The sequence below is a fragment of the Anaerocolumna sp. genome (assembly GCF_032079385.1).
Lineage (GTDB): Bacteria > Bacillota > Clostridia > Lachnospirales > Lachnospiraceae > Anaerocolumna.
On record NZ_DAMAUC010000023.1, the window covers coordinates 41399 to 55529 of the forward strand.

The 14131-nt window shown below is 35.4% G+C and carries 9 protein-coding genes; 1 reads left to right on the plus strand and 8 read right to left on the minus strand.

Annotated elements, in window-relative coordinates; all coding sequences use genetic code 11:
* From RT261_RS16265 to RT261_RS16280, 4 genes are all read right to left on the minus strand, one after another.
* Window positions 1-681, minus strand: a 681-nt coding sequence (locus RT261_RS16265) for a carbohydrate ABC transporter permease (RefSeq protein WP_313134075.1), incomplete at its 3' end; no start/stop codon positions are given.
* A gap of 199 nt (window positions 682-880) precedes the next feature.
* Window positions 881-2239, minus strand: coding sequence for an ABC transporter substrate-binding protein (locus RT261_RS16270; protein ID WP_313134076.1), 1359 nt, complete (start codon window positions 2237-2239; stop codon window positions 881-883).
* Window positions 2240-2407: 168 nt separating this feature from the next.
* A complete protein-coding gene (locus RT261_RS16275) occupies window positions 2408-3994 on the minus strand; it encodes a response regulator (protein WP_313134078.1) in 1587 nt (528 codons plus the stop codon).
* A 108-nt stretch (window positions 3995-4102) separates the two neighbouring features.
* Entirely contained in the window at window positions 4103-5884 is a 1782-nt protein-coding gene (locus RT261_RS16280; protein ID WP_313134079.1) for a cache domain-containing sensor histidine kinase, read from the minus strand.
* A gap of 355 nt (window positions 5885-6239) precedes the next feature.
* On the opposite strand from RT261_RS16280, the gene rsmH reads away from it, so the two are divergent.
* The gene (rsmH, locus tag RT261_RS16285) at window positions 6240-7289 is read left to right on the plus strand and encodes a 16S rRNA (cytosine(1402)-N(4))-methyltransferase RsmH (RefSeq protein WP_313134112.1); all 1050 of its coding nucleotides are present in this window, start codon (window positions 6240-6242) and stop codon (window positions 7287-7289) included.
* 305 nt (window positions 7290-7594) lie between these two features.
* On the opposite strand, the gene RT261_RS16290 is transcribed toward rsmH, so the two are convergent.
* The 4 genes from RT261_RS16290 to RT261_RS16305 all read right to left on the minus strand — a co-directional run bounded on the left by RT261_RS16290 (window position 7595) and on the right by RT261_RS16305 (window position 14106).
* Window positions 7595-7996 carry a hypothetical protein gene (locus RT261_RS16290; protein ID WP_313134080.1) on the minus strand — a complete coding sequence of 134 codons (402 nt, stop codon included), beginning with the start codon at window positions 7994-7996 and terminating at the stop codon, window positions 7595-7597.
* Window positions 7997-8107: 111 nt separating this feature from the next.
* A complete protein-coding gene (locus RT261_RS16295; RefSeq protein ID WP_313134082.1) occupies window positions 8108-10855 on the minus strand; it encodes a GH36-type glycosyl hydrolase domain-containing protein in 2748 nt (915 codons plus the stop codon).
* 156 nt (window positions 10856-11011) lie between these two features.
* Window positions 11012-13429, minus strand: a complete 2418-nt coding sequence (locus tag RT261_RS16300; RefSeq protein WP_313134083.1) for an ABC transporter permease — start codon at window positions 13427-13429, stop codon at window positions 11012-11014.
* Complete coding sequence (locus tag RT261_RS16305) at window positions 13426-14106, minus strand: ABC transporter ATP-binding protein (protein ID WP_313134085.1); 681 nt, start codon at window positions 14104-14106, stop codon at window positions 13426-13428. The genes RT261_RS16300 and RT261_RS16305 overlap by 4 nt, the downstream gene beginning before the upstream one ends.
* Between the last annotated feature and the right edge of the window lie 25 nt (window positions 14107-14131).

Here is a 14131-nt window from a genome sequence, read left to right on the forward strand (position 1 = left end):
GAAAGACCCGGTTAAAGCAAACAGCAGACAGGTTTTAATAACCGGTGCCAGCAGCGGCAGGGTTATCTTTAATGAAACCTGCCCGTTCGAAGCTCCATCGATTCTTGCTGCTTCATAATAATCAGTTGGAATTGATTTAATACCTGCATAAAAGATTAACATATGATATCCGATATACTGCCATACTGCCGGTATCACGGTGGCAATAAAAGCAGTTGCTGGAGTAGATAACCAGGAATATTCAAACTTCTGACCGGTAATAAAACCAATTACTATATTTAATAAACCATATTGGCTATTAAATATTTTCATCCATAGCTGCCCAATAACCATACTGGAGATGACTACCGGTACAAAATAAATTGTTCGGAATGCTTTTTCCCCTTTGATTCCTCTAGCCAAAATAATCGCAAGAAGTAAAGATAAAGGAATCTGAATAAATACGGAGGCACCCGCCAGAACCAGCGAGTTCGTCAGCGCTTTCGGAAAATATCGGTCTTTTGTAAATAATTCTATATAATTACTTAATCCTAAGAATTTCATAGTACCTATTCCGTCATATTCAAACAAGCTATAGATACCTGTGACAACTAATGGTGCCACAACAAAACATAGAAATAGCAGCAATGCCGGCATAACGAATATTGCAATATATCGCTTTTTACCTAACATTTTATCCATAGATTGACCCTCCCTGTTATAGTATTTTGATTAGTCAAGGGTGTTTGACTGACAAAAGATACCCTTATACGATCGAACTTTAGTTAAGTTAAGGGATTATCACTTTTTAACTTTGTAAGTGATAATCCCTTAGACATATTGTTTAAAAGTGTATTAATAAATTTAATATTGAGAACTATTTTATTTCCGAAGTACTTTACTAATTGATAGCCGCTTTATGCTCTTCAATGAATACATTTACATCTGCATTAGGAGCAAACAAAGTCTGAACTTGTTCATTATGAATGGTTGCCGGATTGGAATCTAAGGAAGTATCCCATGCCAATACACCTTCCACACTCTCACCTAATAAACCTTTGATCTGAACAAATAATGGATTTAACTTACTTTCATCCAATTCTACATTCCATCCGCAGAAACCAGTTCCTGTTTCATAAGCGGCTTTACCCATCTTCTCATTAATATAAATTGCAAATTTTGCTGCTTCATCTGCATATTTTGTATTCTTATTTACCCAGAAAGATTCAACGAATCCACCGGCATAATCAGTTGAACTGCCTTTACCGGAAATCATAGGAATCTTTAAGGCCACTACATTATCCGGATTAATGGTAGCTGTAGCGTCTGTATACACTTGATTTGCAAACCAGCTTCCCATAATTCTCATAGCTGCTTTTCCATTGATAAATGCTGAGTTAGCATCGTCATTTCCAGCTTCAAGAGGATTCTTACCGAATGCTCCTGCATTATAAAGCTCTACTACTTTATTGGCTGCTTCTGTGTAACCAGAATCTTCAAATGGAATTTCTCCACTTAGCATAGCATTGATATTCTTTGCACCAACTTCTCTAAGCGCTAATGCCTGATAAATAAATGCTGCATTCCAGCCATCTTTTGCACCTGCAGCCAGAGGAGTAACCCCATCAAGAGCAGCTAATTTTGTACATGCTTCTAATAATTCATCGTATGTAGTCGGTATCGTTGCTCCCGCCTGCTCAAATAAATCTTTGTTTGCAAATAAGGTCATATACCAGGAGAACATTGGTAAGGAATAAGTCTTACCATTGTATTCAAATGCAGATGTTGAGCCCGGTAAAATCTTCGCTTTCACTTCATCTGTAATATAATCGTTTAGGGGAAGTAATTTATCCGCATTCACAAGTTTTCTGGCTGTACCGGCACCCCAATAATAGAAAACATCGATACCGCTTGCTGTTCCTGCAAACTCTGCGGATATTTTTGTTTTGTACGCTTCTGTGTCCAGTGTCTGTGTATCAATTTTAACATGAGGATTTGCGTCTATATATTCAGCTACTGCCTGATCATAAAGTTTTTTCAATTCATTGGTGTCATTGGACCATTGATGCCAAACATTTAAAGTAATTTGTTCAGGAGCTTTATCTCCATTACTCTCTTTTTCCGTATTACCTTCTGTTACCGTACCTGTATCTTTGGAATCTGTTGAGGTTCCTTTATCTTTCTTCCCGCAAGCAGCCAAACTAAATACCAATACTGTTGCCAATAGTAATGATATTAACCTTTTTGTTATTTTTTTCATAACCTTCCCTCCATATTTTACAATCTTAATTGGATTTTAAAGAATTTAGCCCAAGGCTTAATAAATAACAGCATGCTTTTTATGTTAGTATCAGTATATGAAAATAGTAAAAGATACTCAATTTAATATTTTGAGTAAAAAGGTAACTATTTTTACATAAGTGGTCTGCTATTCAAATTTTGGCTTCTTATATTCCTTAATGGTAACTCCAACTTGCTTTTTAAAACAAATACTAAAATAATGAGGGTCACCAATTCCTATCTTTTCTGCGATTTCATAGGCTTTTAAATCCGTAGTGTTCAGTAAAATCATGCTTTGCTCTATGCGCTTCCTGTTTATGTATTCGATGACTCCTTCACCCATTTCCTGCTTAAATACCCGGCTTAAGTAACTTTCGTTGGTATATACATTACCTGCAATGGATTTAAGTGTCAGGCTCTGTTCATAAAGATGAGCATCAATATACTTCAATGCCTGATCTACCAGCTTATTGCTCTTCTTAGTTCTTAAACTATCACTATATTTAAGAATATGCCGGATAATATTCTTAAGGCATCCATTCATTTCTCTTACTGTTGCAATCTTAGAAACTTCCTCGTACAACCATCCTTCTCCCACTAACTGTCCTAAGCTTTTCCCATGTCTTGTCAAAACCGTTGCTGCTTTTGAAAGCATATTCATTGCCATTAATTTTAGATATTCGGTATCCGTTATTCCTGCCTTCTTAATTAAGCTGGTATATTCGTCAATATATTCCTCTACTTTCTTTTCCAGACAGTTTTCTACACTGAAGACGAAATCCTGCCAGTTAATTTCTGTGTTTCCTTGATCAGCTTTTTTAATACCTGCGTATTCATCATAGGTAATACATGAATTACGTCCAAGAATTACACTGGCACTAATGGCTTTTTCCGTTTGTCTGTATGCCTTTGAAATTCCTGCATAGTTATGTTGAACCTGACTAATTCCTACATCAACTTCTATATTCAGCTCTTCGTTGATACCTTTCTTAATCTCATTAACAATTCCCTTTGCTTCTGTGGTATCTTCGCCCATCAGATAAATAATGATATTGCATAGATAATGAATAAATGAAATACTGTTTGTCTTATAATTATCATTTATAAAGTCTAATATATTCTTACTGGTGGCTAAATTTTCTTCCAATAATCCCTCTTCGTTTTTATAGGGTTTTATATTAATACATACACATTCTTTCAAAAGTCCATCAAAACCATACATCTCCAATTTATAAAGTGCTTCTTTTTCTTCAATTCGATTCTCTGCCAACAACTGCAAAAAACTTTCAGTAACAATGTCCTGATTTTGTTTTGCTGTTTCTTTTAACTGCTTATATTCCCGGTGATGACCTTCTTCTTCCTGCAGTTCTTCCTTAATATTTTTAACGATATTAGCAATATCATTAATATTTACCGGTTTTAAGATAAAGTCTTTTACTCCTAGTTTTAATGCCTGTCTTGCATATTCAAATTCCCTGTAACCTGTAACAATTACCACACGGCATTTTGCAGAACGCTCCCTGATCTTTTCAGCAAGCTGCAAACCATCCATATATGGCATATTAATATCTGTTATAACAATATCCGGTGCTTTTATATTGAAAAATTCCAGTGCTTCTTCCCCGCTGCCGGCTTCTCCAATAATTTCAAAACCATTTGCTTCCCAGTCATATCCTTTGCGGATTAAAACACGTTCTAATTTTTCATCGTCAACAATCAATACTCGATTATTCATTTTTCCCCCATACTCCTTTCACAGATTCCTCCCCCTCATACTCGCTACATCTGGTACATCTGATATTTTGTCTGCTCATACAAGGCAACTGCTGATAATAGATGTTTTTTATGCCTTGCTATCATTAATTACTTTTACCCGAATTATAATTTCAGTTCCATTACCTAATTCACTGGTTATGGTGATTGGTTTCTCAATGCCGTAATAAAGGGATATTCTTTGAGCGGAACTATATAATCCAAATCCAGATTTCTCTTTTTGTATTTTTCCCTCCACAATCTCATGAATTCTGTCTTCACTCATACCAAGTCCGTCATCCGTTACAATGAATATGATTTCATTCTCGTCCCGGTATCCTTTAATAGAGATGGTGCCTTCTCCCTTTTTATTACGTATGCCATGATGAGCTGCATTTTCCACAATAGGTTGTAGAATCAATTTTAGTATCTTTCGTTCTTTTATATCTTCTTCCACATCATAAGTCATATTAATCTTATCATCATACCTCATGTTCAGGATAGTAATATAACTTTCGATACATTCCATTTCATCCTGAATGGATACCAGATCTAAACCACTGTTCAAACTATTTCTATAGAAATTCCCCAGGGCCTGTGTCATCTTTAAACAGTTTTCATTATCTTCGATTAATGCAAGGGCTGATACTGCATCTAATGTATTGTATAAAAAATGGGGATTTATCTGGGCCTGAATGATATCTAATTCATTTTTCGCAATAATTTGTTCCTCTTTTTTTACTTCTGAAATTAAATTATCAATTGCGGACACCATCTGATTAAATACCTTTTTTAAATCATTTATTTCATCGGAATGTTTCTCATTTACCTCCATTTGTATAAGCTTACCACCTTGTACCATTTTCATATGCTTTTGCACCCTGTTTAAGGGCTTAAAAATCAAATTGGACAATGCCACAGAACATGCAAATATAAAAAACAGGTTCAAACTAATAATTAGCACAATCCAGGTTCTGTAAGCTTTGCTTAAAGATATGTTATTAAGATTTAAAGGAATGGTACCGATTAATCTCCAGTCCTCAATACCCAGTTCCTGAGTAGCCACGATCATTTTATTATTATCGTTCTCTAATGACCGATAACTGTTCTTATCTTTTGAATATTTGAATATGTATTCATCCATACTTTTGTTGTATCCGTTTGGCCTGACAATATAATTATTATTAGAATCTACAATACAAAACTGTGAATTATATTCCATTCCAACTTCTTCAAAATAGTCCTGTATAGTCTCTTCATCAACTATAATTAGTAAAGTAGCCAATTCATCATAAGTATCCACATCATAAATTTCTCTTACAAGTGAAATGTAGTTTTTATCCTTTTTCGTTGGAAATGTTAAAACACCTTCACTTTTATGAATAAAAACCACATCTCCTTCTGCTTCTTTTGTTTTACGATACCAATCGGTTTCTTTAACAATGTCTTTATTTACGAGGATAGGCCCTGATTTATAGGAATTGTAGTAATTATTATATGTATCAAATATAAATACACCGGATATGTAGTCACCGGACAAAAGCATATTAACCATACTTTTTTGCATGGTCTGCTGTACATGAGCATTAATGTTGCTGGAGTTGATTTTGGACAGGACGCTTTGTACATCTTTATCAAAATATATAAGATCTGAAAATTGATTCGCGTTTTCAAATATGAAATCCAGATTACCTTTTAAGGCACTAACAGTCTGCATAGCGGCTTCTCCCACCTCTTGCTCTATCTGTCTTTCACTCATAATGGTGAAAATGCCATAAGTCAATAGAAGGGATAATATTAGAACACTAATATATAGTAAAATAACCTTGGTCCTGATTTTAATTGATTTAAAAAACTTTCGTGCTTTAATCAAATTTATGCCCCCTCTGCAACTTAATGCTTGAAATTTAGGAATACCACAGTCTTCAAAGATGTGGGATTTTATCATTCAAATAATGTACAGTTGTATGATTTTATATTAGTTTATATCCAAATACTTGTCAACATATGTAATTTTCAAGTGCTTCCAATTAATACTTTAGTCTTTTAAAGTTCAGAGTTCTTAATTCTTTTCATATAATTTGCTTTTATGTTTTGTATTTGATATCATATCATTAGTAATAATACTAAAATATAATAAGGGGGGATTAGGCGAATGAACGAAGTATTTTATTTAGTATCAACTTTTAATTTTGGATTCACAAATGCCAAATCCTTATGGTCAAACAATGAATAATCAAGAGCAAAAACATAAACGGCGCGTTCGATATAAAGGTACTCATCCCAGGGCTTTTCATGAAAAGTACAAGGAATTGCAACCAGAAAAATATGCTGATGCGGTGGAAAAGGTGATTCAAAAAGGCGGCACTCCTGCAGGTATGCATCGTTCCATTTGTGTGGACGAAATAATAGAAATCTTACGGATTACTCCCGGTGAAACAGGGTTAGATGCAACACTAGGCTATGGCGGTCATACTTTAGAAATGCTTAAATGTCTAGATGCAAAAGGACATTTGTATGCACTGGATGTAGATCCAATTGAATTGCCCCGCACAAGAGAGCGGTTAGAAAACCTTGGCTATGGTCCACAAATTTTAACAATCAAGCAAATGAACTTTTCCAATATAGATCAGGTTTCTTTAGAATCAGGTCCTTTAGATTTTATATTGGCGGATTTAGGGGTATCTTCCATGCAGATAGACAATCCTGATCGTGGATTTTCATTTAAGAGTGAAGGACCATTAGACTTACGTCTGAACCCAAGTAAAGGTATCTCTGCGGCAGAACGATTAAAAACAATTACTCAGAACGAATTACAAGGTATGCTACTGGAAAATGCAGACGAGCCATACTCTGCTGAAATATCCCGTGCCATTATTTCTGAAATCAAAAAAGGAAGAAACATATCCACCACAACTGAGCTCCAACAAGCCATCAAGGAAGCTTTAAAATTCATTCCGGAAGCTTCCAGAAATGATGCTGTTAAAAAATCCTGTCAACGCTGCTTTCAAGCCTTACGAATTGACGTCAACAATGAGTTTGAAGTTTTATATGATTTTTTAGAAAAGCTTCCTGCAGCACTTGCTTCGGGAGGGCGGGTTGCTATCCTTACTTTTCATTCAGGAGAAGATCGCCTCGTTAAAAAATCTTTCAAACGATTTCTTAATGAGGGTATCTACAGTGAAATAGCTCCTGAGGCAATTCGTCCATCGGCAGCTGAATGTAATTCCAATAGCCGTGCTCGTTGTGCAAAATTACGTTGGGCTATAAGATCCTGATATTGTTATAATATTATTTATAAAGTAACATTGACTGGAGTATCTGTAAAACATTTCTATAAACTGATTCATACAGGGGTATGCCTTTGCAATTAATAATATATTTGCTGAAAACTTACCCCTTTATCTATTTATTTTATCTATTAATCTTTTACTATTTATCTTTTACCTATTTATTTTTTACCTATTTATTTTATCTATTTATCTTTTACCCACTCATTTTATACCTAATCGTTTGCAGTCAGTACCTGTATTTTAACCAACTATACACCCCAGTTATGATATATTTACTTTATTGTATATTCTTATATTCTGTGAAGTTCTTCCAGTTGTATTTCACGTAAATACCTTGTAGGAGAATTCTTATCACAAGTGTTTTGGTTTTCTACAATTAATACCATACCTTTTTCATCTAAAGTGTGAGTATGCCAAACTCCCTTTTTTACATTATAGAGCTGATATGGCTCCATAGCAATTCCTTCGATTCCTTCAATATCTTCTCCTTTTCCTCCTACAAATAAAGTACAATTACCCTCTAATAAAACAAAAATTTCATCCGTTTCATTATGTTTTTGCATTGTTTTTATATTATGTAGCTCTAATTCTTCACAATATCTAAGGATAGCCACTCTCCATCCTTGATAATCAATCAAAGGTTTATAACCTTCCCCGTTGTAGCTTGTAATTTCAATATATTCGCTATTCATATTACCCAGATACCAGCCCGTTAATGTCTTTTAATAACAATCGCAGCCGGTTGCCTCCCCTTCTCTTTTCTCTTTTATCATTTCTATCTTTTCTGTACTATAATTCCCATTTTATATTAACTCTACCAGAACTTTATGTTCCACAGAAGCATCCAAGCTCTCAAGATCTTTTCTAAGAATAACTCCATCTGAATCTAAAGTGCCTGAGTAACCGGGTTTTTCAGAAATAACGGTACTGTTATAATTAGAATACAATTTGTCATTTATAAAAATACTTTTTATCTGATATTCTCCATACTCTTTCTTTAGTGGATTATAATATAACACTAACAATCTTCTATCAGCAAAGACTAAATTTGCACCTGCCTTCTGATTACTATCAAACTGTTCTAAAGTGAGTTTTGGTGAAAATTTAAGATCACCATAATGTCCTTTCACTCCATACATTTCCGTTAAAACAGTTAATAAGAGCCAGCTTGCAGCCCCGGTTAGATAGTGATAAAGCCCTCTTCCATTACCTCCTATGTATTCCGGGACTCCCGGATAGATTCTAGATTTTTCAAAGTTACTGCAATGACGGTAAAGTGCATCTATAACTTTATAGCCTTCTCTTGCAAATCCTCTTTGATATAAGGCATTGGCATACATAACGGCCATATGAGAAAATACTGCACCATTTTCTTTCTGCCCATAAGCAAAACCAAACATTCTTCCAAAATCCGTCTTAAGTTCTTTAAAGTCGGTATTTAATTTATATCCGCCAATACAAGGATCATAAAGATAGGTGTCTGCTGAAGATATAATTTCTTTTACCTGCTCTGTTACTGCTGTATGAGACATAATGGCAAATACCTGACCTGTGAGCATCATTCGTACACCTGTTGGACTATCACCCTCCACTGCATTGCCACTATTATCATAATATCCATTATACCAGGAATGTCCTTCTGCATTCGTAATCCATTCCCTTTCCTGAATATGCTTTTTAATCCAATCTCCTTTATTCTTAAGATTATTGGCAAGCTCAAGAGATGATATGAATAATTTTTCTCCGCTAATTCTGCTTTTGCACTGAACACAGTACCGGTGAAGAATTTCTTGCTTCTTACGAATATCTTCATATGTTTTCAAATCATCTTCTAAAAGAATTTTCAGCTCTTTGGCTAAGGGTATTTCCGCAAAGCCTTTTTGGTATAAGCTTAGAATAAGTTCACCCATCTGGTTGAGATTTTCTCCATACAGAGCTGTAAATGCTACGCTTTCCCCACGTTCCTTTGCCATATCAAGAGCATCATTCCAATCTGCTCCCCGAAGCCTGATATGATTATGTTCACCTACATCATAAAAAGAAGTCAAATGCTGTATTAACATGTGCTCTAGTATAGTCCCTTTATATTCATCCCCCTCTTTAGTTCTTACATGGTTACCCTCTTCTTGTTTCCATAATTCATCCTTTTCTTCCCCTCTCATACATTGAGGGTCTTTAAAATAATAATTCTCCTTTAAAAGGATCTCAATGTCGCCACTTTGCATAATGTAAAGCTTTGTGGTAAGAAATGGCCACACGCCATGATCCATCCAAACACGGGTAATATTATTGCGATCCGCTATAAATTCGCCTTGATTCTTTCCAATAATAGTGGCATTGGTTCCATCCATTCGGACTCCGGAGAAGTTATCAATAAGCATTTCTTTTACACCACCCGGATTCATCATCAGTAATGCCAGACAGTCCTGCCACAAATCCCGCCAGCCCCTTCCACCTTTTCCATAATCATGATGGGGCAGGAAGGAACAGCCATAAATCCTCCGTAAAATCGGCTGGAAACTTACCCAATACATCCATGTATCAAAGTCTTTCTTACCGGAGTCAAATTCTATATTCAGCTTTTCATCCCAATACTTTTTCATACTAGCAAAGGCCGTTTCCCAAGCCTTTTGTGAAAGAAATGAATCCGCCTCTTTCATAAGTTCTTCTTTGGAATCTCCATATCCCATAACAAGAATATATGTTTTTTCTTCCATAGGTTCTAACGTAATGTTCTGGAATTGGATGCCGCCAAGAGCCTCAAAACCTTCTATTCGAAATCCTTCTTTTACCAATGCTATATTACCGTCACTTATTGCTTTCGGGTTTTCAAATGAACCCCCTTCTCCGATAAAGTCTTCCGTACATGGATAAAATCCAACAGGCAGCTCTCCATCAGAAGTTTTTCCGAAGACTCCATATACCATCTGATTCTTCTGATGACCTCTTTCGTCAAAAGTTAGGGTTGGATTAAGGATTACCCCTATATCAACGGTTTCAATTCTATGAAGAAGTGAGGTAACATGCCTGTGGTCACGAATATTATCTGCGGATCTTCCATAAAGGGGAACGGCAGCTGTTGGCGTAATGTCCAGATTTTCCTTACCGGAATTCTTAAGTTTTACAATCATAAGCTCTACTCGATGTTTCGTATGAGGTACAAATGAGGTAATTTCTGAGGTTATACCAAATTCCTTTGAAATTCTAGTAACTTTCTGCCACATAATCCCTGCTTCTAATCTGGTTTCATCTTTATATTCCATAAAAAGTTCTGCCTGCTGCTTCGAAGACCTGCCGGTGGCAGACCAAATTCCTTTTCCTTTTATATGACACCAAAAATTTCTGGAGGATTTATTATTATGCAGGTCTTCACTGCTTACCGGAGAGAACAAAAATGTATTCTGTCCCATCTTAGAATCTCCGCCAAATGTGGGTGTAAGGCTGCTCATAACTCCACTTTCATTACATATTGGAAAATAGAGATAACTGGTTAGTTCCGGATTTTCCAACTCAAAAGTACCTTTTTTATCTAAATATTTATATCCCTTCATACGCCCTCTCCTTTATTAACAATGTATAGTTCTCTAATTGTATATTATAAAGGGAGTACACTTAAGGATAAATTTAATATTTTTATAATTTGGTGCAATATTTTTACCTTTGTGCGCTAGCACAAGTTGCTGGTTATAAAATATTGTTTTTTAAACCTAATCATTTATCCTCAGCCGCTCAACTAAAGATAGTCTCTTAAAATTATTCAGCGCTATTCCGGAAACTATTATTGGTACGATTACAATTAACACTACATATCCTAAGAAAAACCATAACGGGAAATTAAAATGCATATATTCGGCACTGAAATACCTTAATAATTCAATTCCTCCATAACTTAACGGAACTCCCACTATCAAAGTAATTGCCAGATTTCCCAACGATAGCAGTAAGCCTTCGGCCTGTAACATTTTCATTAATTGGCCGTTTGTCATGCCAATTGCCTGCAGTAAGGAGAATTCCTGTTTTCTTGTTACTATATTTGTTATTAATGTATTAACAAGATTTATCATACTGAATCCAATAATGAACAGACTAAGTCCAAGTATCATTTCAAAAAGTAAAGTAAAGCCCACTTCATCGATTTCTTTTTGTTCTCTTAATGTGGACATTGTCAGCAGTGGATTTTCATCCACTATCTTTTGTAATTTTGCTTCTACTTCCGCTTGTTTTGACGGTTCTGCAGAAACAACCATTTCTGTTGTAAGATTCATATGATTCATGATATCATGCAATGTTTCCCTGGGTATCAGATACCAGCCTGCCTCCGGGTTAATGTACTTGTATTTATAATTTACGAATCCGGCAATGGTATATTCTTTCTCTACTTCCTCTGTTCCATCGTGGTATGTAATATTTACTTTATCACCTGGTTTATATTTCCATCCATATATTTCTTCTATCATTGAATTATCACATACAAGAATCCCGTTCTCCAGCACCATCTTTTCATAATCTATGGTACCACTATCTAATAACTTCTCGGATAATTCGCCTTTTCCATACCCTGTAATACTTCCTTTTTCAACTTCTCCATGTGCTTTCCAACTAATGGCTGCTTTTTCAAAAGCAATAACTTTATTGACACCATTTATTGCTTCTATTTTCTCTTTTAGTTTGTCATTTAACGGATTATCTCTCTGTATGTCTGTTAATCCATGTTCCGCTGCAGTTACCGCATTATAGGATAAATTAATGACAAATTCACCAAAACGAAATCCACCCTGCCGTGAATATTCTTCTAAGCTTGTAGAACTAATCAGCGTAGTGGCAATCATAAAGAGAACCCCACCGATTCCAAGTGAAATGGTAGTCAGCACTGTTTTTTTACGATTCCGTGTTCCACTTATTCTAGCCAGACTACCGGGTGTTAATTTACGGTATAACCTCCCTGCTGCTTGTTTACTATCTGCTGTATCATATCCTGAGTATTTTGCTGCTTCAATTGGAGATATTGCCGAAGCGATCTTGGCCGGTTTATTAATAGATAGCAATACGGTAATAACTTCCGTTACAATAACAATCATAGCTATGATCCCTGTATTCTTCCAATCCCATCCATTCTTTTGAATCAAATAACCAATTACTCCTCCAATTAAAAGCCCGATTGGGATAGCAACAGTACAAAGCAATAAGCCTTCTCTTGTAATTAGGCCTCTGATTTGCTTTTTAGTCATACCAATTGTTCGAAGCTGGCCAAATTGATGTATCCTGCTAATAACGGATAAGTAAAATATACTGTAAATAACCAGGACACTTACAAATAAAATGCCAATACCCAGACAAATAATTGCTATCATTTGTTGTATTTCTTTATCACCGCCAGATAAAGTATTAACAAAAATATTATTCTCATTTACCTGCTTTCGTCCAACCCCGCTTTTATGTGAAATATCACGAATCACTTCTAAGAATTCATTTTGGGTCATGCTATTTGCATTATGAATGCGAACAATAGCATCAGGAAATATATTCTTTAACTGTGTACCTTTTAAAGCATACTCTTCTGAAACTAATATTGGATAAATATTAGTTTTATCCGGAACATCAAGAATACCTGATATGACGAATTTCTCCGTGGTTCCATCTAAAAAATTAAGTGATACGGTTATTCCAATCTTGGGTTCTATACCAATTGTTTTGCAAAATCCTTTGGATACTCCAATCTCCTCCAATTTATCTGGTACATTGCCGCTAATAATAGACATGGTACTTATAGCAGATCTATTACCCTTTATGGCTTCTTTCCCAAACCAGACCGGTTGCATCATCTTATTGTTCACTTCCACACCCTGTCCATATTTGTATAATAAAAGCATCTCTATCCGGTTATCTTCTGCCATTGATTTAATCTGGGCATCGGTTACTTTTTCATAAATTACATGCTGCATATTAGAAACACTGCGTTGCTGGCTCTTTTCAAATCCTACAGTATAAAGACTCATTACCATAAGCAAACTCACAGAAAGTGCGATGGTAAGGATAATGAAAAAATTTCTCATCCTACTATTTTTTATACTGCTTATTGCAAGATGGGTTATTATTTTTTTATTATTGTTGCCTTCAAGTCTCATTGCTTCCACCCGCCTTCAACAATTTTTCCATCCTCTAATCGTATGGTTCTATCTGCAAGCTGTGCAATTTCTTCATTGTGAGTAATCATTACAATTGTCTGATGGAATTGATTGCTGGTTTCCTTAATCAGTCCCAGAACATCCTGACTTGTTTTGCTATCCAAATTACCTGTTGGCTCATCTGCTAATATAATTGCAGGCTTTGTGGCAAGGGCTCTTGCAATAGCAACTCGTTGTTGCTGCCCGCCGGAAAGATTACCGGGCATGTTCATTAATTTTTCTTCTAAACCTAACATAATAATAATTCTATCTATATAAGATTTATCCGGTCTATTTCCGTCTAACTCAATTGGCAGAACAATATTCTCATATACATTTAAAATTGGTACCAGATTGTAATTTTGAAAAATAAACCCAATCTGCCGGCGCCGGAATATAGTAAGTTCTTCTTCATTTAACTTAGAAATATCTTTTCCACCTACAAACACTTGCCCCTCTGTTGGTTTATCAAGACCGCCTAACATATGTAGAAGTGTCGATTTTCCACTGCCGGAAGTTCCAACAATAGCTGTAAATTCACCCTCTTTTATTTCCAAGTTTACCCCATCTAGTGCATGAACAATATTAGGATGGCTGCCATAATATTTTTTTAGATTCTCTGTCTTTAATATATTCATATTTACACTCATTGCCTATCTCATC

Excerpts from the sequence above, each read along its gene's own strand:
- RT261_RS16270 (WP_313134076.1), bottom strand. The coding sequence starts at position 2,239 with ATGAAAAAAATAACAAAAAGGTTAATATCATTACTATTGGCAACAGTA.
- RT261_RS16275 (WP_313134078.1), bottom strand. The coding sequence starts at position 3,994 with ATGAATAATCGAGTATTGATTGTTGACGATGAAAAATTAGAACGTGTT.
- rsmH (WP_313134112.1), top strand. The coding sequence starts at position 6,240 with ATGAATAATCAAGAGCAAAAACATAAACGGCGCGTTCGATATAAAGGT.
- RT261_RS16290 (WP_313134080.1), bottom strand. The coding sequence starts at position 7,996 with ATGAATAGCGAATATATTGAAATTACAAGCTACAACGGGGAAGGTTAT.
- RT261_RS16295 (WP_313134082.1), bottom strand. The coding sequence starts at position 10,855 with ATGAAGGGATATAAATATTTAGATAAAAAAGGTACTTTTGAGTTGGAA.
- RT261_RS16300 (WP_313134083.1), bottom strand. The coding sequence starts at position 13,429 with ATGAGACTTGAAGGCAACAATAATAAAAAAATAATAACCCATCTTGCA.
- RT261_RS16305 (WP_313134085.1), bottom strand. The coding sequence starts at position 14,106 with ATGAATATATTAAAGACAGAGAATCTAAAAAAATATTATGGCAGCCAT.